Consider the following 17,918-nt stretch of genomic DNA (forward strand, 5'->3'; position numbering starts at 1 on the left):
AGGGACGGCGATCGCGATCGCTCATGAACGGACAAAAACCTACTTAGAATCATGACAGTAGCAATGGCTGTAGCGCGAGATATCCTCAAATTAACCATTGGTGGGGGGTGCGTCCTGGGTAGCTTGGCGTTCCCCTCCCTAGTCGCGACAGAAGGGATGGTCTGGGGAAACATCTTAGCCACGGCGTTAGGGAATGTGGCGGCGGGGAATACGGCTAATGCGATCGATGCTTTAATCGATGCACGAGAGGGGGGAGTTTCCCTAGAAAATCAGGATTTAACCAAAGCAGTCGGAAAAGCCATAGCTGCCGTTATCACCCTCGCAGCCAAACAACAGGGCGGCAAAACCCGCCAATATCTGGAAAAAATTGCTGCCCAAGCCAAGGATAACTGGGTTGCGATCGCCCAACAGGAACTCACCAAACAACGTTACCCCGACCTGCGAGAAGCCCAACTCGACCAATTCCTTACCCCCCAAGAATACCAACTCACCCAACAAGGCAACCTCACCGCTACCGAATGGGGTGATATTTTTATCCGCCTCAACATGGCAGCCTGTAAAGGGGGTGGCTTTCCCATTCCCGCAGAGGTGCGTCAACAAGTCGCCGATTTACTCCATACCACCTTCCCCAAAGCCTTGCGGGAAACCCTGAAAGAAGACTTTGCCAAGGATGGGAAAGCCTTTGCGGGGTTAACCTTGCAGTTACTCACGGGAATGCAGGCACAACTGAGGCAACTGCAAGCGAATCAAGGGGGGGTGAATGTTGAGGAGTTCAGCCAAATCCTGCAACAGTTTCAGGAATTGGAAACCCAGTTACGGGGAAGTGTTAGCCAGCAGCAGGCGTTTTTTCGGGAGATTTCCCGTGATATTGAGTCCGGTTTTGCGGAAGTCTGTCAACGGTTGGGGGTAATGGAAACCACCATCAGCGACTTGTTACAAACCCTAGAGGAACGCCTAGAGGAGTTGCGCCAAGAAGTGACGGAATTTCGTCAAGAGGTGCGGCAGGGGTTGGAGGCGCTGCACAATCAACCGGGGGGGCGATCGTTATCTAAACAGGAGTATCGCGATCGTCAAAATATCTTGACTCAGATGCGAACCGAGGTAGAAAGCCGTTTAACCCAGTCTATCCACCGGGCGGCGATCGTGAATTTGGGCAAAGAACAGCAACCCCAGCAGGTGCAACGTCCTTGGGATATGTCGGTGAAAGTGGGGGAACAGCGCAGCGTTAAGTTACCCCCCCAGACGACGATTCTGGATGTGTTTGATAATCCCACCATTTCCGGCAAGTTCCTGATTTTGGGCAAACCGGGGGGCGGCAAAACCACGACCTTATTAGAGTTAGCGGAAGCCTTGCTTGAGCGCGCAGAAGGGGATAGCGATGCCCCCATTCCGGTGATTTTGGAGCTTTCCACTTGGCAGGAGGTGACAAAACGGAAGTTTTTGTCCTTTGGAGAGGGGGAAAAATATGACCCTTCGATTAAGGAGTGGGTTCTGTCTCAGCTTATAAGTAAAGGGGTGAGTCAGGACATCGGGGAACAGTGGCTTCGGGAGAAGGAGTTAGTGCTGTTGTTGGATGGGTTGGATGAATTGCAACCGGAACGTCAGGGGAAGTGTGTCCGGGCAATTAATCAGTTTTTAGGCAGTGAGTTTTCGCCGTTGCATTTGGTGGTGTGCAGTCGCAAGGAGGAATATGAAGTCTATGAGGAGAAGTTGCACTTAAATGGGGCAATTTGTTTGGAGGATTTGACGAATGAGCAAATTCGGGATTATTTTGCTTCGGTTAATCTAGGAGAGTTTTGGGAGAGTATCAAGGGGTCGGAGAAGATTGTCAATTTTATTCGCCAACCGTTGTTTTTGGCGGTTACGAGTCTTGCCTATCAGCAGATTGACGTTGAGGAGTGGTGGAATTGTAATACGGAAGAGAGGGCGATCGATTACTTGTTGGGTGTTTATCGGGCGGAGATGCTGAGTAAAAAGAAAAAAAGCAAATGGTATAAATTTTGTGACATACCTAAATATTGGGCTACACAAAATAGATTAATCAAGATCGCCAAAATCATGAAAAAAGAAGAATTAAAATCATTTAATTTTGGGCAAATAAGCCTAGAAATCTTAGATTCTGGTTTTTTAAAGACAATAATTAATAGCATTTCATTTTTGCCCATCCTTATTTTTTTATTATATGTTTTAACTCAGATTATATTTTTGTTATTTTCAATGGAAGATATAATAATAAATCACCCAATGCTTGGTTTGTTTTACTTCATTTTACTTGCATTATTGACATTTGTATACAACGGTCTATTAACATTTTTAGATCCCTTAAGTATTGCCACTGACGAATTAACAAGTAACATTAAGCCTCAATTTTATATTATTGGATCATTTTTAATGATAACTCAATTTTATTTCATAGAAAGTTTAAATATAAAAAACAATGTTAAAGAAGAATGGCAGAAAGATTTTGAAAAACGCACTAGCGAAATCAAAAGAAATCTTAATAGTTCCAGTGATGGGTTGGGTTATTTTTCTATAGCGTTGTCCCTACTACAACTTATTAAAGCCGTACCAATATTACTAGAATTTGCTCCTAATTTATTCTTTGCTGTAATAGCAATGATTTTTTGGATTATCACTGCTACGATAGTTACAATGTTAGTAATTCCTTTTGTTGTGCTTGTTGCTTATGTTTATTTGTTTACTTTTGGTCAGTTGTTCAGATATTTATTCATTATTTTACATCCTGCAATATGTTTAATATTATTTCCAATACCTTTTGTTTTTATTCTGTTGTTAGAATTATATAACTTATTCCGCCGCTTGATCCTACGTCTTATCCTTGGCTTGACAGGTCAAATGCCCTGGAATATCACCCGCTTCCTCGACTACTGTACAGAACGCCTCATCCTGCAACGAGTCGGGAACCGCTACCGCTTTATCCATCGCCTCGTGCAAGAACACTTCGCCAACCTAGAAATCCAGAAAGAGTAAAACCTTGGGAGTAAAACGCACTTGAAATTTGACATTTTAGGAGAGATTGATGACATTGAAACTATTGCTTTTAATCGCTCAATTCGAGAACTCGAACGACTGGAAAAAGCCTATGGTTCTGGACGGTGGCGTAAACTGAAAGGCATCGCCACCATTCAACTCGAAGATGGCACAATCTGTCAAGCCGAAATTCATTGGTATGAAGCCCACGGCATTGGGCGCAAAGAATTCAAGATTAAATATCTACTGGAGTAAAAGCCATGAACTTTGTTGTTTGCATCAAAAATACAGACTATGCCGCTTCCCTAGAAGTTCGCAAGATTTATCAAGTCTTACCCGACTCAAAAGCCGATCGCCATCAAATGATTCGGGTTATTGATGAATCAGGGGAAGATTATCTCTATCCTAACTCCTATTTTATGCCTATTGAACTCTCTGCCCCGCTCCAACAAGTGTTAAAAATGTCTTAGGCTGCGTGAAATCAAAGAAACCCGGTTTCTGGAAAATTGGCTATAATAGTCCTAGCCCCCTTAGCCCCTCCTCAACTTAAATCGGTTTAAGGATGAGTCGGCATCAATCAGGTACAATTAGACATCAATCACCAATCCGAAAGACTCATGCTGAACATACAACTAGACCCCGAAACCGAAGCCCGTTTAGTGGAAATTTTAGCCCAGGAAAAAACGACCAGCGATGAATTGATTAAACGGTTGGTTAAAGAACGCTGGTTGAGTTTACAACCCCGCAAGACTATTGTCGAAAGATTGGGCGGACATCCTGAACATCTGTTAGAAGATGCGCCGCCGGATTTATCAGAACGGGCCAATCGCAAAAAGGCGATCGCTCATTATTTGCAAAAGAAATATCCTCAAGATGATTTGCCATGACCTACTATCCTGTAATTATTGGATATAAACCGCTGAAATTAGCAGTAAACATTGAAGGATAAAATCATGCCCATTATTAAAATTTCTAAGCAGTATTTAATTGACCAAAATGAGGAATTTATTACCGTAGATGTGCCTGCTTCAGTGGTAGCCCTCTGGCAACGGGATTATGCCAAGGTTGCCCAAGCCAAGGGATTGCTAAAAGATAAGCGAGACAAAATGCGGGCTCATCTCGACACAATGCGTCAGGAGTGGGAGCGGTGAAATATCTCTACGACACCAACATATTTATTGACTACTTGGCTGACGAAGCAGCAATCTTGCCATTTTTCTCAGAATCATTTATCAGACAAAATGAGGTGATTATTTCCTGCATTGTGCGAATTGAGTTGCTGAGTTTCCCAGAATTATCCAATGAGGAAGAAGCGGTCATTACTGATTTGTTGATGCAGTTTGAACAAGTCCCCCTACTGCCCCAAATTGAAGATCGCACCATTCAATTACGGCGACATAACCGCCTCAAACTTCCCGATGCCCTGATTGCGGCAACTGCATTGCACTGCTCTGCTTGTGTGATGACTAGAAATGTGGATGACTTCAAGCGCGTACCTGAGTTAACATTATGTAATCCCTTTGAAGGGGTGAAGGAGGGTAATGATACAGATTAACCATTCCCCACCCAAGCTGCCAAATCATTTGTAACGGCTAATGGGCGAAGAAAAAATTTTGTTTAACGGCAGTTTACTAATACTTAGCTTATGAAAATTACAGCAATTATTCATCCAGCAGAAGAAGGTGGCTATTGGGCAGAAGTTCCGGCACTTCCGGGTTGTATTACCGAGGGAGATACTATAGAAGAGGTTCGGCAAAATTTACAAGATGCTGTTCAGGGGTGGCTCACTGTTGCGAATAATAGCCTAAACAAAATAGAGCCAACATAGTCATCGGCTCAAATATCTTGTAAAATTTCTGGCGTTAAGCCTCGTTGTTGTGCTTTGTCTGAAATTTCTGCCATCACCTCAGTTAAACGCTTGTCATATAAATTTCGTCGTAAAAATAACTGAACAATATGACTTAACTGTTTCTGGATTTCCGGGTTAGCCTGTTCAAATGCCGCCTTAATCTCTTCATCAACCTGAAGAATAATACTAGCCATAGTTTTCTTGTCAATTAGCAATTTAGGGTTTGACACAATTATAGCACCATATCACCCCCCGTTTAACCATCCCATCCCCCCGGTGGTTGTCCCCCAACCCCTCGCGCTCGTGGTGACTGCCGCAATACCTAGAAAGGGACCCAGATTTTTTCTCCATATCGCGATCGCCCCTTGACAATACTTGGCTATAATAGTATCAACCCTTGCCCTGTCCTCAAGATGACATTCACCACCGATACTCCTGTAACTTGGCAATACCTAGAGATTGATGCTCAAAATCAGGCAACCATTGCCCAGAGTCGCGTTTCAGTTGCCCAACTAATTCAAGAAAAACACGCCCACGGCTGGAGTCCAGAAGAACTGCACTTTCAACACCCAGAAATTTCCCTCGCTGCCATTTATTCTGCCCTCAGTTATTACTACACCTATCAACCCCAAATTGATGCTCAAATTGCCCAACAACAGGAAGAAATCCAGAACCTGCAAGCTGATTTAATTACAATAGGAGTCGGTCATCATACTGCCGATTTTAAACAAAGGCTTCAGCAAAAGAGGAAAAGCTATGAACTTTGAGTATCTGAGAAATCGTGTTTCTGCAATAGTTTCAGGGACTAAGCAGAGTTTTGATACAAACCCGGTTTATGATTCCCCACCTTCAAAATAAACCCGGTTGAGCCAATAGCGAGTATAATAAAAACATCACCTGAAAGCTGACTCCAAAACCGATGTCTAATTACCAAGAAATTCTGCATCAAGCTCAAACTCTAACCTCAGATGAGCAAAAACTTCTGTTAAAAGAACTAGCTACCCTAGTTTCTCAGGGTGAACCCTCTCAAGAGGTGCAAAACACTACCGAATCACCCCGACTCAACTTGAATCGATGGCGTGGGTTTCTACCCAAGCGCGTTGATGCTCTGAAATTTCAATTAAAAATTCGACAAGAATGGGATGCCGACTAAATACCTTCTTGATACTAATATCCTGATTTATTATTTTAATAATCAGCCGGAAGTTCAGGATGTATTTGAGGAAATTGACAGCCGACAAGCAGAGGGATTTTACTGTCCAATTACTTGGGTTGAATTGCTTTGTTACCCTGGTCTAACCGAAAAACAAGCCCATCAAATGCGAGAAATTTTAAGGCTAATTAACTGCGTATCATTGACCGATTGTCCAATCAGCGGCAAGCCAACGCCAAGCAGCCGACCATTGGCAACCTGAAGGAGTCGGCACCGCCTCTGGTGACAATTCGGGAGAATTGGCGAGGATTAGGTTTTCAGGTTTGAGTTAGTGTTCGTCTTTTTCAACTAGGAGATAGCTATGATTGCAGCCAAAGAAAAAGGGCGCTACTTTACGCCGGAGGAGTATTTTGCTTGGGAGGAGCAGCAACTCGAAAAGCATGAGTTAATCGATGGTCGCGTGTATGCGATGACGGGTGGCACGCAAAATCATAGTGCGATCAAAATTAATATCGTCAGCCTCATCAAAGCGCACTTGCGGGGAAGTCGATGTCGAGTTTTTAATTCGGATCTAAAGGTCAATATTCTTGATACCTCTAACTATACTTATCCTGATTTGAGTGTGACTTGTGACGATCGCGATCGTGAGCATACACAATACATTACCTATCCCTGTCTAATTGTCGAGGTTTTATCCCCCAGCACTGAGGCTTATGACCGGGGCAAGAAGTTTGAAATGTACCGCCAAAATCCGAATTTGGTGGATTATGTGTTAGCTAGTTCCGAGGAGATGGCGATCGATATGTATCACAAAAACGAGGCGGGGGATTGGTTAATTCTGAGCTATCGACCCGGCGATGTTGTGGAGCTAAAAAGTATTGGATTCAGTGTGGCGATAGAGGAATTTTACGAAGAGGTTGTCTTCGAGTAGGGCAATTATTCACTGTTGTTATGAGCTAAGAAATAGTGATGATCGCAGCCAAAGAAAAAGGGCGCTACTTTACGCCGGAGGAGTATTTTATTTGGGAGGAGCAACAACTCGAAAAGCATGAGTTAATCGATGGTCGCGTGTATGGGATGACGGGTGGTACCAGAAATCATAGTGATGTGGCTGGTAACTTTTTAGCGATTATCAAGCCTCATCTCCGAGGCAGTGGTTGTAAAACCTACAATTCTGATTGTCGCGTAAATGTTCTCAACACTGACAACTATATCTATCCAGATCTGAGTGTTACCTGCGATCAGAGAGACAATTCTAGCGCCCAATACATTACCTATCCCTGTCTAATTGTCGAGGTTTTATCCCCCAGCACTGAGGCTTATGACCGGGGCAAGAAGTTTGAAATGTACCGCCAAAATCCGAATTTGGTGGATTATGTATTAGCTAGTTCCGAGGAGATGGCGATCGATATGTATCACAAAAACGAGGCGGGGGATTGGTTAATTCTGAGCTATCGACCGGGCGATGTTGTGGAGCTAAAAAGTATTGGATTAAGTGTGGCGATAGAGGAGTTTTACGAAGAGGTTGTGTTTGAGCCATCGTCTAATGCGGTTTAGTGTACAAGATGGATGACTCCAGTGCGATCGCCCATATCTCCACCCGCCACCCCCACCAAAGCAGCCTCAAACCGTGTAACTTCCTGGGTGTTAGAATAATCCCTAATGTTCCAGGCATCAACATGAAGTTCGAGCGCGACACCATCGTAAAATTAACCATCGGTAGCGGGTGCGTCCTGGGTAGCTTGGCGTTCCCCCCCCTAGCCGCCGCAGAAGGGATGGTCTGGGGAAACATCTTAGCCACCGCGTTAGGGAATGTGGCGGCGGGGAATACGGCTAATGCTGTTGATGCTTTAATCGATGCACGAGAGGGGAGAGTTTCCCTAGAAAATCAGGATTTAACCAAAGCAGTCGGGAAAGCGATTCTCTACGAGACGCTACGCGAACGCCGCCGTTATCACCCTCGCAGCCAAACAACAGGGCGGCAAAACCCGCGAATATCTCGAAAAAATCGCCGCCCAAGCCAAGGATAACTGGGTTGCGATCGCCCAACAGGAACTAGCCAAACAACGTTACCCTGAACGACGAGAAGCCAAACTCGACCAATTCCTCACCCCCCAAGAATACCAACTCACCCAACAAGGCAACCTCACCGCTACAGAATGGGGTGATATTTTTATCCGCCTCAATATGGCAGCCTGTAAAAGGAGAAACCTCACCCAGCAGCAGGAGTTTTTTAGGGAGATTTCCGGCACAATTGAGTCGGGTTTTGCCGAAGTCTGTCAACGGTTCGGGGTGATGGAAACCCAGATAACTCAGTTGTTGCAAGGACTGGAAAGAACCCTCGAAAGTTTGGTGGAGGAAATTCGATCGCATTTTGATGCCGCTAACCCCCATCTTTCCTTAGCAGAATGGCGAGCGATTGCGGAGTTAATGCTGCCTAACCGACAGGTATTCTTAACGGCTAATCCGGCATTTAAGCGGGTGGATGTTTATGTGCCGTTGGCATTGGTGGAGCTATACCCAACTAAGGAACGGAAACCGGGGCTAAGTCTGGAAAACCGAGAACAGTGGGAACGGGAAGAAGAGAGAATGACTCCTATCAGTGAGGATGAGTTTTTTAATCAGGTTTTGCGACAGGGAAAAACTCCCCAAAGTCAGGGGCGACGGATTGCCGTTATTGGTGAACCGGGGTCAGGAAAAACCACACGGTTACAGGCGATCGCCAATGGGATATTCGGGCTTGGGTTGACTTGGCACAATTTACCCAACCGACCCTAGTAGATTATCTGGAAAACTGGCTGAAGTCGGCGGGAGTTGAAGGAGCGATCGCTTCTGTCCAAGACCATAAAGAGAATCTCTGGTTATTGATGGATGGGTTGGATGAAATGGTAGCCCGGATTGAGCGGCTCCATGTGTCCCAGTTCTTAACCGGGTGGGTGGGGTTAGCAAGGGCGATCGTCTCTTGTCGGGTGAATGTTTGGGAATCCGATAAAAATGCCTTTTCCGGGTTTGATGTATATCGGAATTTACCCTTTCAGTCCGAGCAGATGGAAACCTTTATCCGGCGATTCTTTGCCCAGAGTGATTAAAAACAGTGATTCGATTTGTGTATGCGCTATGATCGCCTTAGTTAGGGAGCAAGTTAAGGAAAGAATCGTGAAGATTAGCATAGAGTTGCCTTCTGATCTGGAAAATGAACTGATACATTTACGCGACATTTATCCGGCTATTGCCCGACAATGCGACGATAGCACTATTACCCGTTAAGGTAACAGAGGCGGTATCCCGCAAAGCTTTTAGAAAGATTCCAAAAGCACCGTTCCAGTCCCTGGGTAGAGTGAACCCACACTCCGGACATCGGAACACTTTTGAGCCACCTAGCTGGGAATGCACATGACCACAGTGAGTACAGGTTTTGCTGGTGTATTCTTCCGTCACATCTACAACTGTGGTTCCAGTTATCTCGGCTTGATGTCTCAGGGTTAGTTTGAATCGATAATGCGCCCATGTCAGCATGGCGCGGGCAGTCTTAGACCTGATTAGACGCTTCACCTGACTGGCCATATTGGAAGTCTCGAAGGTGGGCCAAAAAATCAGGCTGTGTTATGGGATGGCCAGGGATGCGACCCAATCAACCAAGGGGTTGAAGTCCTCACCGGGTAGTTATTTCGCCCATTTCAGCTCTATTTCATACCCGAAGGTCTCGCACCATACTTGGTATTATACTGTATTGCCGTAAAATGTTAACCTAATTTGAGATTAAATCATGCTCTCATTGCAGCCTGTGCCGTTGGGCGTAACGCAACCCTCTTCACTTTCAACGTCACGAGGTAAACTATAAGCGGGGAGATTATGGTGAAAACTGATGAAGTTGACTGTAACACTTGACCGTGACGAAGATGGAGTTTGGGTTGTAGAGTGTCCCAGCATTCCGGGTTGTGTCAGCCAAGGTCAAACGAGGGCAGAAGCTCTAGAAAATATCAGAGATGCAATTATCGCTTGCCTTGAAGTTCGTGCAGAACGTGGGCTACCCCTAACGATTGAAACCTGCCAAGTAGAGGTAATGGCGTAATCATGTCCTCTACTCTTCCTGTTCTCAGCGGACGTGAGGTAGTCGGAGTATTTGAAACCTTCGGCTTCACCTTGATTCCCTATAACATTCACTTTTAACCAGGCTAAAACTTTTCCCAGTTAAGGGATTTAGCCAAAAAGAAAGTTTTGTATATGCTAGATTTAGCAATTCTTGACACCTCGATATTGATGTGCTACAATCACCACAAGGTTTACTTCCAGGGCAATTATAGCTTTAATACTACCTTAAATCAGCTAGGTTCCTGATTGTCGCCTAATGAATAGTTAGCTTGCTGAGGTATCGGTGAGATCAGTATTTGTCAGTATTTGAAGGTTGTCTGTTGGTCAGCCCCAATCTTATGGCATTAAGTTTAGCTTTTCAGTAATCGATTAAGGTAAACTTTTATCAGTAGAGTGAGATATATGTGATACCAAGGAGTGGTGGTCTTGAGCAGTGATGAATTAAGATCAAAGCTACATCGGCAAAATGTACGCGATGAACAGGATCGTAAGGCTTGGAAAGAAACTTTGAGACAGGTTCATGCGCTTCGAGCGCGATCTAATAGCTATGTAGGTTTTCGGGAGTATTACCGTTGGTGGCTTAAAAATACGAGAGAGGGTCGGGAAATAAAAGCAAATCTTCTTAACGCTCAGTCAGAGAAGTGCTTTAAGTGCGGAGGTTCAGTCATAATCTCTAGAGAAGATGGTGTATCTGTTGACCACTCGGAAATTCACCACTTAGCTCCATTGGCGCTTCTGCAACGCTATTTAGAAGCAAAACCTCAAATTAAATGGACGGATTTATCCGTTTTAGTTACCTCTGAGAAATATCTCAGGTTGGTTCATTCACTCTGCAATAAGCAACTTGGAGAGCAAGTAGGGGATTTGCCGGAGTTGCAGTTTTTGAAAGATTTTTTGTTGGAGAACAGATAGCAGTATGTCTAGTAAAGTGCAGTGGATAAGAGAGGTATCTCAGGAAATTAGCCGTTCTCAGGCTTCCTTATATCGTGCAATAAGGGATACTGGTAGAAAAATTAGATCCAAGTACGATGTTCTTCTTGCCTATGCAGAATGGTCGGTTCCAAAGCTGAAGGATGTGGAGAAACAAGAGGCTACCTATCAGAGGCGTATTAAGGACTTGGAAGATCTACTTTATGAATCTTCATCAACTCAAGCAAGGATGAAAAATGAATTCGATGAACAAATAGAGAGGAAAAATCAATTAATTGATACACAAAACCAGACCATTGCAGAGCAGGACCAGACCATTGCAGAGCAGGCTAGAAATATAGCAAAGATGGAAGAACTTCTCAGAAGTCTACCTCTAGCAATGGGGCAGTAACACTTTATGAACAACATACCTCGCATTATTACCCAGTCAGATTTGAGGGGACGCGGTTTGTCTGATTATATGGTCAGGCAAATTGTTAAAGACTTATCCTTTTCAAGAGCAAAAAGAGGTCTTCGACTTTATGAAGCCTCAGATGTGATTTCGGCTGTCAAAATCAAGCTTGCCAATCCAAGAACTCGCTCAACGACTTGTGAGAAGCTTCAGCAAGTGCTTTCTTGGTTAGAGGGTGAGTCAAATGTAATTAAGGTTGATTTCTTAAAGAATTTATCACTTAAAGAACGGGCTAAAACTCTCAAATCCCGCATAGAAGCTGCTGATATCAGCATGGAAGCTGGCATTTTGAAGGAGTATGAAGAAGTTCAAAAAAAAGTTGAGGCTGCCCTTGCAGGATCTAAACTCATGCGATGACGCAAGCTAACACTAGGTTGGTGCGGACGGTACAGAGATCATCTGCGAGAGTTCAAGGTTAACTGCCGCCGCACAACTTCACCGTTACACCGATCGCCCAGGATGAGTTTTTTAATCAAGTTTTGCAGCAGGGGAAAAGTCCCCAAAGTCAGGGGCGACCGATTGCCGTTATTGGTGAACCGAGGTCAGGAAAAACCACACGGTTACAGACGATCGCCAATGGGATATTCGGGCTTGGGTTGACTTGGCACAATTTACCCAACCGACCCTAGTAGATTATCTGGAACAATGGCTGAAGTCGGCGAGAGTTGAAGGAGCGATCGCGGAGCGTGGCGGTAGCCGTATCGCCTTTTGTCGGGTGAATGTGTGGGAACCGGATAAAAATGCCTTTTCCGGGTTTGATGTATATCGGAATTTACCCTTTCAGTCGGAGCAGATGGAAACCTTGATCCGGGGATTGTTTGCCCAGAGTGATTAAAAACAGTAACTCCTGGTAGTAAAGGCTTGTAGCTTTTTGAGGCTAAGGTGCATATCCCCTTGATTCTGTATAACATCCACCTTTAAAAAAGGCTGAACCCCTTGCCATTTAAGGAATTGGGCGAGTAATGAAGTTTTGTGTATGCTAGATCTAGAAATTTTTGACACCTCGATATTTATGTGCTAAAATCCCAGCACAGCTTAGTTATGGAGGGTTCAGCTTCCTAAAGTCTTAGGTATGTTAGGCTGCTAATCGCCGCCTAATTAATAATGGTTATGTCGCCAGCCCTCGGTGGAGTCGTGGCTAAATGCTGTCGGTTTTGCAGCCAGGTTAAGTTAGACCAGTTGGCAGAGAGTTACACAAGATCTTGAGCAAGGATGAATTAACCCAAATGCCTAAAGATATGGTGATCATACAAACTATATTTCTCTAGTTAAGTCAATTGATTCTAATAACCCATCATGAGTACAGATTTTCTACAACCAAATCTTGAGGACTTGCAACAAGACGTAATAAGTCTACTTAAGAAAATCGAAGAGTTAATGTATCGTGCCAGTAATCTGTTGATTTCTGACCCTTCAGGTAAGAAGTATGCCGGGTTTCAAAAAGAAGTTGTAGATGCCAAAAAGAATGTAGAAGATCTTGAGTTAGTCATGGCGATCGTTGCTCCTATGAAGGCGGGGAAGTCTACGATTATCAACGCGATTGTTGGACAAGATATATTACCTAGTCGGGCATCAGCCATGACTACGTTACCCACGGAAATTATTCTTCGTTCTGATCAAGCACAGCCAGTTTTAGAGCTGAAGCCAAATACTATTTCATGTTTAAAGAGGACTCTTTCAACTCTACAGCAGAAAATTCAAACAAACGGTCTAAATCAGGCAGTTACCAAAATGGCAAAGTATCCCCATTTAACTTCACTGATTCCGAAAATTCAAGATGGCTTCTCGATTCAGTCTGAGATAGGGGGGTTAGAAGGCATCAAACAAACATTAACGGATTTGAATGACATCGTTCGCGTTTGTACAGTTCTTGAGCCGTTGATAGATCCATTAAATCAAGAATATTTTGACGTTCCCTGCATCTATACTCCTTTCTGGAAAGCCACAGATGCTGGTCAATCTAAATTCTTAGGAAATCTCGTTATTGTTGATACTCCCGGACCTAATGAAGCCGGAGAAAACCTGAGATTGTCTGCGGTTGTAGCAGAGCAATTACGCCGAAGTTCAATGGTTCTAATTGTCCTTGACTTTACACAGTTAAATAACAAAGCAGCAGAGGAAATTAAGCGCCAAGTTGAACCGGTTGTTCGATTGTTAGGGAAAGAGAATTTATATGTTCTTGTCAATAAGGTTGATCAAAGAACTGAAAAAGATCCGATGACATCTGAGAAGGTGAAGCAGTTTGTCATTGCTGATTTGGGATTGGGTGAATCAAGTGATGCAGGAAGGGTGTTTGAGGTAGCCGCCAGATGGGCTTTTTGTGCGGCGAGTTTCCTTTCGGAAATGCAACATCACCCTAATATTAAAAAAGAGGAGATGAAAACTGCAAGAGCTTTAGCAGAGCAAGTTTTTGGGATTGATTGGGAAGAGGAACTTGAAGATTGTTCATTGGAACAATTGCAAAAAAAGGCTCAGAGATTATGGAAGAAGTCCGGTTTTGAGCCCTTCTTGGAGAACGCCATCAATGTTCTCATGGAAAGTGCTGCTCCCAGATGTATCAAATCTGCACTTAATCTTAGCCGTCAACGTTTAGAAGAATTGAGAGATGACGTTATACTAAGAAGTAGTGCCATTGCTAAAGACGAAGAGAAACTCAGGTTAGAAGTGGCAGCGTTGGAGCAAGATCTTGAACATCTTGAACTGAGTCGTAAGCGACTTAAAGAAGTTGATAATATCAAGAATCATCTTCAAAAAAATCTTGAAGACTTACTTGGGAAATTAAAGGAAACAGCAGCCATAAGTCTTGAAGATTACTTTGCCAAAGAAGACTATGAGCAAGCTAATTTAATCCAAAGGCTAGACATAGAAGCAAGAAAAATTTTTACGACTCCGCTGGGTAGCTTTGAACTATTTCCTAAATGGATTTCCCAAAGACTGAAAAACGCCGTAGAATTGAAGAGTTCTGGAATCTTGGAATTTAAGAGTGATGATGAAGCAGAGGAATTTGCCAATGGAGCCGTTGCTTATGCCAAGCAACGAGCAGAGAGTCTTCTGGTCGCCGTTCGAGAGGAAACGATTCGCGAGGTTGAGAAAGCACGTTCAAAATTAATGAGTTTTTTGGAACAAGAAACAAACCCCATTATTGAAAGAGCACGTACCCGTCTTAATAAATCTTTTGATATCACCCTTTCTCTACCCCCTCCTGTTGTAGATACATCTGACCATATATCTGTTAATAGACCTCCCATTAGAAGCCAAACCAAAACCATAGGTCAGGGATATGAAGAAGTAACAGTTAACAAAAGAGTGTGGTGGCATTGGCTTTGGATAATACCAATCGATCTTACAGAAAAACGAAAGCGTCCTGACAAGAATGTAGATTATTATACGGTTTCACTAAATGAGTTGATTCCTGAAATCAATTATTCAATGGAAGCGAGTATTACTGCTCTTGAAGAAAGTTTGAATAAGTATCTTGATGATGATTTCCAACAGCGGGTTGATCAATTTTTTGCCTCTTTGGATGCCTATTTAAGTAACTACAGGGATAGCTTAAAGCAGGCTCAGGAAGATCAGCAACTTGCTGCTGAGGAGAAGAAAACGCTTATCAGTGGGTTGAACTCAATTGTCCCAGAGGCAACTGCACAAATAAAAAAGTGTAGAACTTATGCTGAGTCTGCCAATTCATTACTCCTAAGACAGTGAGGAGCAAACCATCTCGAGGAACTCAAAAAACTAGAGCGTTGAGTTCCTATAGTTAGCGATAAAGCACTGCTCAACTTAGTGAATGGAATTCCCATAAATGGTGACCTTGTACGATTCACAATGTGAAATTAAAAGTGAGTCTCACATATAAACAGTACCGATTGGGAACAAAGCGAATGGGAGTCGTAGCGATCGCATTTCGATGTTTTTTGGGTTAATCTTGACCCCACAATTGGCAGTGAAATTCAGAAAAAACGACCCTGTGTGATGATCTCACCGGATGAAATGAACCTTTATATTGCCACGGTGATTATTGCACCAATGACGACAAAAGGGAAAGCCTACCCGACGGGAATTTCCTGCCAGTTTCAGGGTACAGTTTGATCACACCTTGCCATTATTGATATTGTAGGAGTGATTTGTGAAAGCCCGTGACTTGCTCAAGCCAGGTGAAAAGGTAGTTGTTATTTTTACAGCCGAAGGTCGCCAAAACCCAATTCGGTATCTTCCTTGATGTAGCTTTAATTCTGGAAAACTGGCTGAAGTCGGCGAGAGTTGAAGGAGCGATCGCGGAGCGTGGCGGTAGCCGTATCGCCTTTTGTCGGGTGAATGTGTGGGAAGCGGATAAAAATGCCTTTTCCGGGTTTGATGTATATCGGAATTTACCCTTTCAGTCGGAGCAGATGGAAACCTTGATCCGGGGATTGTTTGCCCAGAGTGAATTAAAATAAGAAAAACCAAACCTTTTACCCTGATGCTAGTTCATCCTTCCCTCCCTCCCCTCCATCATCTCCCTGATTCGTTACCCCTAGATGGGGCGGTGCGAATTGAGTTGGAATCCGGTGTCCCAATTTTTCGGGCATCGGCAACCGTGCAGAATCGGATTGTCATGTTGTTGGAAAAACAGCAACTTGAAGCCTTAACTGAGTTAGAAGAACAGGAGTTAGATGCCTATGAGGAAATTGATGATTATTTAAGTTTTGTCAATCGCACGATTCGGAATTTGGCAGTTGCGCCTAATTCCCAAGGTTAAATAAAATGGATCGTCCCTGGATTTCTGAACAGATACAAGCAACGGTTAGGCAACGCGCCAAAGGACTTTGTGAATATTGTCATGCTTCGGAACAGTGGCAATATGTACAATTTACCATCGATCACATTATTCCTTTAGCAGAAAGGGGGTCTAGCGATCTTAATAATTTGGCTCTGGCCTGTTTTCACTGCAATCGTCGGAAAGGACGCTATCAAGAGGCTATTGATCCAGAATCGGAGCAAAAGGTCGCTTTGTTTCATCCCAGACAGGATCGGTGGCTGGATCATTTTCGCTGGTCTGACGATTGTCTAAGGATTATGGGCATTACTCCCACTGGACGAGCAACGGTGGCAGCACTAGCCCTTAATCGGGAACGCATCCTGGCTATTCGAGCCGCCGATTACGAAATTGGGCGACACCCACCCTTGGACGATAGAGAGTTGGTTTTGTTGTATTGGCAAATTGGGCGGGAAATTTTAGCACGGCAGGCTCAGGAGGGCTGGGGCGCAAAGGTGATTACTCCCCTTCTTGCCCGGTATCAGCAGGAGTTACCGCAGGAGTTGCGGGCGGTTTTGCCCAGTGTGGCGCAGTTGGAGATGGCGTTAAATGAAATTACAGAAGTTGGCGGAGGGGCGAATGATCAGTGACCTAAAAGAAAAACCCAATCTTAATTTACTACGACAAAAACGTGAGGACATTCTCGCTATTGCTCAAAAACACGGAGCAAAGAATGTAAGGATTTTTGGCTCTGTGGCGCGAGGTGAGGCTGATGAGGATAGTGATATTGATTTCTTGATTGACTACGACCTAGAAAAAATTACCCCTTGGTTTCCTGCGGGTTTATTGCTCGATTTGGAGAATTTACTCCAGCGTAAGGTGGATGTGGCTACGGTGGATATGCTGAAAGCCCGCATTAAGGATCGAGTTTTAAGTGAGGCGATCGCTTTATGAGAAAACCAGAGGAGCGCTTACAGGATATTTTAGATGCTATTGAGGCGATCGAGCGATATGTAAGCCAAGGGAGGAGTGCTTTTGAGGATCAAGAATTAGTTCAAGTTTGGATTGTTCATCATTTACAAATTATTGGAGAAGCAGCCAATGATATACCGCATGAGTTAACTGCTCTGTATCCACAAGTTCCTTGGGTACAAATTATTGCATTCAGAAATATTATTGTTCATGAGTATTTACGCTTGTCTTTGAATTTGGTTTGGTCAATTGTTGTTAATGATTTACCGAGGCTGAAAGTTCAGGTTATTCAAATATTGTCAGAAGTTGGTGAAGGGGGCGATCACTGAGTGAATTAAAAGCACAAAATCTGTATTTTGACGCTAGGATGGCTCATGATTTAGAGGAGGTAGATATTGTTGCAGATTTGGGAATGTTTGCATTTAGTTTATTGGTGGAGGGTTAATCATGTTAAAAGCAGTAGAAGCCATTATTCAACCAGACGGAACGATTCGCACTTTGGAGCCTTTGCGAGTTGAGGTGGCGACAAGGGCGATCGTGACGGTGCTTGCCCCTCTACCTACCAATGGGGCAGGGAACGGAGCCAAAATTCTGGCATTGTTACAATCACCTCGATTGGCAAACCGTCCTGTAGCTGACCCTTTGGAAGTGGCAAAACGGATTGAGAATTTACGCAATGACTGGGAGCGAGAATGAAAGACGCATTCAGAAATTATGGCAGATTATGATGATTGAGATGAGGCGG

Annotated in this window: 29 protein-coding genes and 1 pseudogene; 28 read left to right on the forward strand and 2 right to left on the reverse strand. The window is 43.9% G+C overall.

What is annotated here, in order from left to right; genetic code table 11:
• Positions 1 to 51 precede the first annotated feature (51 nt).
• The 7 genes from HFV01_RS00750 (at position 52) to HFV01_RS00780 (ending at position 4,819) form a co-directional block, all read left to right on the forward strand.
• A complete protein-coding gene (locus HFV01_RS00750; RefSeq protein ID WP_318286079.1) occupies positions 52 to 2,991 on the forward strand; it encodes an NACHT domain-containing protein in 2,940 nt (979 codons plus the stop codon).
• Between the two features lie 21 nt (positions 2,992 to 3,012).
• The gene (locus tag HFV01_RS00755) at positions 3,013 to 3,246 is read left to right on the forward strand and encodes a hypothetical protein (RefSeq protein ID WP_006623181.1); all 234 of its coding nucleotides are present in this window, start codon (positions 3,013 to 3,015) and stop codon (positions 3,244 to 3,246) included.
• 5 nt (positions 3,247 to 3,251) lie between these two features.
• The gene (locus HFV01_RS00760; RefSeq protein WP_006623182.1) at positions 3,252 to 3,461 is read left to right on the forward strand and encodes a hypothetical protein; all 210 of its coding nucleotides are present in this window, start codon (positions 3,252 to 3,254) and stop codon (positions 3,459 to 3,461) included.
• Positions 3,462 to 3,608: 147 nt separating this feature from the next.
• Positions 3,609 to 3,878 (forward strand): hypothetical protein, encoded by a 270-nt coding sequence (locus HFV01_RS00765; RefSeq protein ID WP_193520742.1) that lies wholly within the window; start codon positions 3,609 to 3,611, stop codon positions 3,876 to 3,878.
• Positions 3,879 to 3,944: 66 nt separating this feature from the next.
• The gene (locus HFV01_RS00770) at positions 3,945 to 4,142 is read left to right on the forward strand and encodes a hypothetical protein (protein ID WP_006623184.1); all 198 of its coding nucleotides are present in this window, start codon (positions 3,945 to 3,947) and stop codon (positions 4,140 to 4,142) included.
• Positions 4,139 to 4,546 (forward strand): type II toxin-antitoxin system VapC family toxin, encoded by a 408-nt coding sequence (locus HFV01_RS00775; RefSeq protein ID WP_006617881.1) that lies wholly within the window; start codon positions 4,139 to 4,141, stop codon positions 4,544 to 4,546. Before HFV01_RS00770 ends, HFV01_RS00775 begins: the two co-directional genes overlap by 4 nt.
• Before the next feature lie 90 nt (positions 4,547 to 4,636).
• A complete protein-coding gene (locus tag HFV01_RS00780; protein WP_006623185.1) occupies positions 4,637 to 4,819 on the forward strand; it encodes a type II toxin-antitoxin system HicB family antitoxin in 183 nt (60 codons plus the stop codon).
• A gap of 8 nt (positions 4,820 to 4,827) precedes the next feature.
• On the opposite strand, the gene HFV01_RS00785 is transcribed toward HFV01_RS00780, so the two are convergent.
• Positions 4,828 to 5,070, reverse strand: coding sequence for a hypothetical protein (locus HFV01_RS00785; RefSeq protein ID WP_231296489.1), 243 nt, complete (start codon positions 5,068 to 5,070; stop codon positions 4,828 to 4,830).
• 183 nt (positions 5,071 to 5,253) lie between these two features.
• On the opposite strand from HFV01_RS00785, the gene HFV01_RS00790 reads away from it, so the two are divergent.
• From HFV01_RS00790 to HFV01_RS29990, 8 genes are all read left to right on the forward strand, one after another.
• A complete protein-coding gene (locus tag HFV01_RS00790; RefSeq protein ID WP_006623188.1) occupies positions 5,254 to 5,607 on the forward strand; it encodes a DUF433 domain-containing protein in 354 nt (117 codons plus the stop codon).
• 152 nt (positions 5,608 to 5,759) lie between these two features.
• Positions 5,760 to 5,993, forward strand: a complete 234-nt coding sequence (locus HFV01_RS00795) for a hypothetical protein (RefSeq protein WP_046318596.1) — start codon at positions 5,760 to 5,762, stop codon at positions 5,991 to 5,993.
• A complete protein-coding gene (locus HFV01_RS00800) occupies positions 5,983 to 6,255 on the forward strand; it encodes a PIN domain-containing protein (protein WP_006623191.1) in 273 nt (90 codons plus the stop codon). The genes HFV01_RS00795 and HFV01_RS00800 overlap by 11 nt, the downstream gene beginning before the upstream one ends.
• Before the next feature lie 99 nt (positions 6,256 to 6,354).
• Positions 6,355 to 6,924 carry a Uma2 family endonuclease gene (locus tag HFV01_RS00805; RefSeq protein WP_006669607.1) on the forward strand — a complete coding sequence of 190 codons (570 nt, stop codon included), beginning with the start codon at positions 6,355 to 6,357 and terminating at the stop codon, positions 6,922 to 6,924.
• A 38-nt stretch (positions 6,925 to 6,962) separates the two neighbouring features.
• Complete coding sequence (locus HFV01_RS00810) at positions 6,963 to 7,550, forward strand: Uma2 family endonuclease (RefSeq protein WP_006669608.1); 588 nt, start codon at positions 6,963 to 6,965, stop codon at positions 7,548 to 7,550.
• An 8-nt stretch (positions 7,551 to 7,558) separates the two neighbouring features.
• The gene (locus tag HFV01_RS00815) at positions 7,559 to 8,023 is read left to right on the forward strand and encodes a hypothetical protein (RefSeq protein WP_006623194.1); all 465 of its coding nucleotides are present in this window, start codon (positions 7,559 to 7,561) and stop codon (positions 8,021 to 8,023) included.
• Positions 8,024 to 8,180: 157 nt separating this feature from the next.
• Positions 8,181 to 8,771 (forward strand): ATP-binding protein, encoded by a 591-nt coding sequence (locus HFV01_RS00820; RefSeq protein WP_318286080.1) that lies wholly within the window; start codon positions 8,181 to 8,183, stop codon positions 8,769 to 8,771.
• On the forward strand, positions 8,744 to 9,082 hold the full coding sequence (locus tag HFV01_RS29990; RefSeq protein ID WP_318286081.1) for an NACHT domain-containing protein: 339 nt from the start codon (positions 8,744 to 8,746) through the stop codon (positions 9,080 to 9,082). The genes HFV01_RS00820 and HFV01_RS29990 overlap by 28 nt, the downstream gene beginning before the upstream one ends.
• Before the next feature lie 118 nt (positions 9,083 to 9,200).
• Here HFV01_RS29990 and HFV01_RS00825 read toward each other — a convergent pair.
• Positions 9,201 to 9,596: pseudogene (locus tag HFV01_RS00825) on the reverse strand (zinc ribbon domain-containing protein); the annotation flags it as partial.
• 262 nt (positions 9,597 to 9,858) lie between these two features.
• Here HFV01_RS00825 and HFV01_RS00830 point away from each other — a divergent pair.
• From HFV01_RS00830 to HFV01_RS00890, 13 genes are all read left to right on the forward strand, one after another.
• Complete coding sequence (locus tag HFV01_RS00830; RefSeq protein ID WP_008198193.1) at positions 9,859 to 10,065, forward strand: type II toxin-antitoxin system HicB family antitoxin; 207 nt, start codon at positions 9,859 to 9,861, stop codon at positions 10,063 to 10,065.
• Between the two features lie 446 nt (positions 10,066 to 10,511).
• Entirely contained in the window at positions 10,512 to 10,997 is a 486-nt protein-coding gene (locus tag HFV01_RS00835) for a hypothetical protein (protein WP_193520743.1), read from the forward strand.
• Between the two features lie 4 nt (positions 10,998 to 11,001).
• Positions 11,002 to 11,406 carry a hypothetical protein gene (locus tag HFV01_RS00840; RefSeq protein ID WP_193520744.1) on the forward strand — a complete coding sequence of 135 codons (405 nt, stop codon included), beginning with the start codon at positions 11,002 to 11,004 and terminating at the stop codon, positions 11,404 to 11,406.
• 6 nt (positions 11,407 to 11,412) lie between these two features.
• On the forward strand, positions 11,413 to 11,823 hold the full coding sequence (locus HFV01_RS00845) for a hypothetical protein (RefSeq protein ID WP_193520745.1): 411 nt from the start codon (positions 11,413 to 11,415) through the stop codon (positions 11,821 to 11,823).
• 244 nt (positions 11,824 to 12,067) lie between these two features.
• Positions 12,068 to 12,301 carry a hypothetical protein gene (locus HFV01_RS00850; protein WP_193520746.1) on the forward strand — a complete coding sequence of 78 codons (234 nt, stop codon included), beginning with the start codon at positions 12,068 to 12,070 and terminating at the stop codon, positions 12,299 to 12,301.
• A 461-nt stretch (positions 12,302 to 12,762) separates the two neighbouring features.
• Complete coding sequence (locus HFV01_RS00855; RefSeq protein WP_006623196.1) at positions 12,763 to 15,171, forward strand: dynamin family protein; 2,409 nt, start codon at positions 12,763 to 12,765, stop codon at positions 15,169 to 15,171.
• 243 nt (positions 15,172 to 15,414) lie between these two features.
• The gene (locus HFV01_RS00860) at positions 15,415 to 15,555 is read left to right on the forward strand and encodes a type II toxin-antitoxin system PemK/MazF family toxin (RefSeq protein WP_230428126.1); all 141 of its coding nucleotides are present in this window, start codon (positions 15,415 to 15,417) and stop codon (positions 15,553 to 15,555) included.
• 77 nt (positions 15,556 to 15,632) lie between these two features.
• A complete protein-coding gene (locus tag HFV01_RS00865; protein WP_006623198.1) occupies positions 15,633 to 15,902 on the forward strand; it encodes a hypothetical protein in 270 nt (89 codons plus the stop codon).
• A gap of 23 nt (positions 15,903 to 15,925) precedes the next feature.
• Entirely contained in the window at positions 15,926 to 16,204 is a 279-nt protein-coding gene (locus tag HFV01_RS00870; protein WP_006623199.1) for a hypothetical protein, read from the forward strand.
• A 5-nt stretch (positions 16,205 to 16,209) separates the two neighbouring features.
• Positions 16,210 to 16,851 carry an HNH endonuclease gene (locus HFV01_RS00875; RefSeq protein WP_006623200.1) on the forward strand — a complete coding sequence of 214 codons (642 nt, stop codon included), beginning with the start codon at positions 16,210 to 16,212 and terminating at the stop codon, positions 16,849 to 16,851.
• Positions 16,841 to 17,155: a nucleotidyltransferase family protein gene (locus HFV01_RS00880; RefSeq protein WP_035759067.1), complete on the forward strand. Its 315-nt coding sequence runs from the start codon at positions 16,841 to 16,843 to the stop codon at positions 17,153 to 17,155. The genes HFV01_RS00875 and HFV01_RS00880 overlap by 11 nt, the downstream gene beginning before the upstream one ends.
• The gene (locus HFV01_RS00885; protein ID WP_006623202.1) at positions 17,152 to 17,502 is read left to right on the forward strand and encodes a HepT-like ribonuclease domain-containing protein; all 351 of its coding nucleotides are present in this window, start codon (positions 17,152 to 17,154) and stop codon (positions 17,500 to 17,502) included. Before HFV01_RS00880 ends, HFV01_RS00885 begins: the two co-directional genes overlap by 4 nt.
• 118 nt (positions 17,503 to 17,620) lie before the next feature.
• Positions 17,621 to 17,869, forward strand: coding sequence for a hypothetical protein (locus tag HFV01_RS00890; RefSeq protein WP_006623203.1), 249 nt, complete (start codon positions 17,621 to 17,623; stop codon positions 17,867 to 17,869).
• The last annotated feature ends 49 nt before the right edge of the window (positions 17,870 to 17,918 follow it).

The sequence above is a fragment of the Limnospira fusiformis SAG 85.79 genome (assembly GCF_012516315.1).
GTDB classification, from domain to species: Bacteria; Cyanobacteriota; Cyanobacteriia; order Cyanobacteriales; family Microcoleaceae; genus Limnospira; species Limnospira fusiformis.

What these genes read in the sequence shown, in the direction of transcription:
- HFV01_RS00800 (WP_006623191.1), top strand. Translation starts at nt 5,983, where the DNA reads ATGCCGACTAAATACCTTCTTGATACTAATATCCTGATTTATTATTTT.
- HFV01_RS00870 (WP_006623199.1), top strand. Translation starts at nt 15,926, where the DNA reads ATGCTAGTTCATCCTTCCCTCCCTCCCCTCCATCATCTCCCTGATTCG.
- HFV01_RS00820 (WP_318286080.1), top strand. Translation starts at nt 8,181, where the DNA reads ATGGCAGCCTGTAAAAGGAGAAACCTCACCCAGCAGCAGGAGTTTTTT.
- HFV01_RS00830 (WP_008198193.1), top strand. Translation starts at nt 9,859, where the DNA reads ATGAAGTTGACTGTAACACTTGACCGTGACGAAGATGGAGTTTGGGTT.
- HFV01_RS00875 (WP_006623200.1), top strand. Translation starts at nt 16,210, where the DNA reads ATGGATCGTCCCTGGATTTCTGAACAGATACAAGCAACGGTTAGGCAA.
- HFV01_RS00795 (WP_046318596.1), top strand. Translation starts at nt 5,760, where the DNA reads ATGTCTAATTACCAAGAAATTCTGCATCAAGCTCAAACTCTAACCTCA.
- HFV01_RS00880 (WP_035759067.1), top strand. Translation starts at nt 16,841, where the DNA reads ATGATCAGTGACCTAAAAGAAAAACCCAATCTTAATTTACTACGACAA.
- HFV01_RS00855 (WP_006623196.1), top strand. Translation starts at nt 12,763, where the DNA reads ATGAGTACAGATTTTCTACAACCAAATCTTGAGGACTTGCAACAAGAC.
- HFV01_RS00780 (WP_006623185.1), top strand. Translation starts at nt 4,637, where the DNA reads ATGAAAATTACAGCAATTATTCATCCAGCAGAAGAAGGTGGCTATTGG.
- HFV01_RS00765 (WP_193520742.1), top strand. Translation starts at nt 3,609, where the DNA reads ATGCTGAACATACAACTAGACCCCGAAACCGAAGCCCGTTTAGTGGAA.
- HFV01_RS00805 (WP_006669607.1), top strand. Translation starts at nt 6,355, where the DNA reads ATGATTGCAGCCAAAGAAAAAGGGCGCTACTTTACGCCGGAGGAGTAT.
- HFV01_RS00770 (WP_006623184.1), top strand. Translation starts at nt 3,945, where the DNA reads ATGCCCATTATTAAAATTTCTAAGCAGTATTTAATTGACCAAAATGAG.
- HFV01_RS00845 (WP_193520745.1), top strand. Translation starts at nt 11,413, where the DNA reads ATGAACAACATACCTCGCATTATTACCCAGTCAGATTTGAGGGGACGC.
- HFV01_RS00760 (WP_006623182.1), top strand. Translation starts at nt 3,252, where the DNA reads ATGAACTTTGTTGTTTGCATCAAAAATACAGACTATGCCGCTTCCCTA.
- HFV01_RS00790 (WP_006623188.1), top strand. Translation starts at nt 5,254, where the DNA reads ATGACATTCACCACCGATACTCCTGTAACTTGGCAATACCTAGAGATT.
- HFV01_RS00810 (WP_006669608.1), top strand. Translation starts at nt 6,963, where the DNA reads ATGATCGCAGCCAAAGAAAAAGGGCGCTACTTTACGCCGGAGGAGTAT.
- HFV01_RS00750 (WP_318286079.1), top strand. Translation starts at nt 52, where the DNA reads ATGACAGTAGCAATGGCTGTAGCGCGAGATATCCTCAAATTAACCATT.
- HFV01_RS00885 (WP_006623202.1), top strand. Translation starts at nt 17,152, where the DNA reads ATGAGAAAACCAGAGGAGCGCTTACAGGATATTTTAGATGCTATTGAG.
- HFV01_RS00815 (WP_006623194.1), top strand. Translation starts at nt 7,559, where the DNA reads ATGGATGACTCCAGTGCGATCGCCCATATCTCCACCCGCCACCCCCAC.
- HFV01_RS00840 (WP_193520744.1), top strand. Translation starts at nt 11,002, where the DNA reads ATGTCTAGTAAAGTGCAGTGGATAAGAGAGGTATCTCAGGAAATTAGC.
- HFV01_RS00890 (WP_006623203.1), top strand. Translation starts at nt 17,621, where the DNA reads ATGTTAAAAGCAGTAGAAGCCATTATTCAACCAGACGGAACGATTCGC.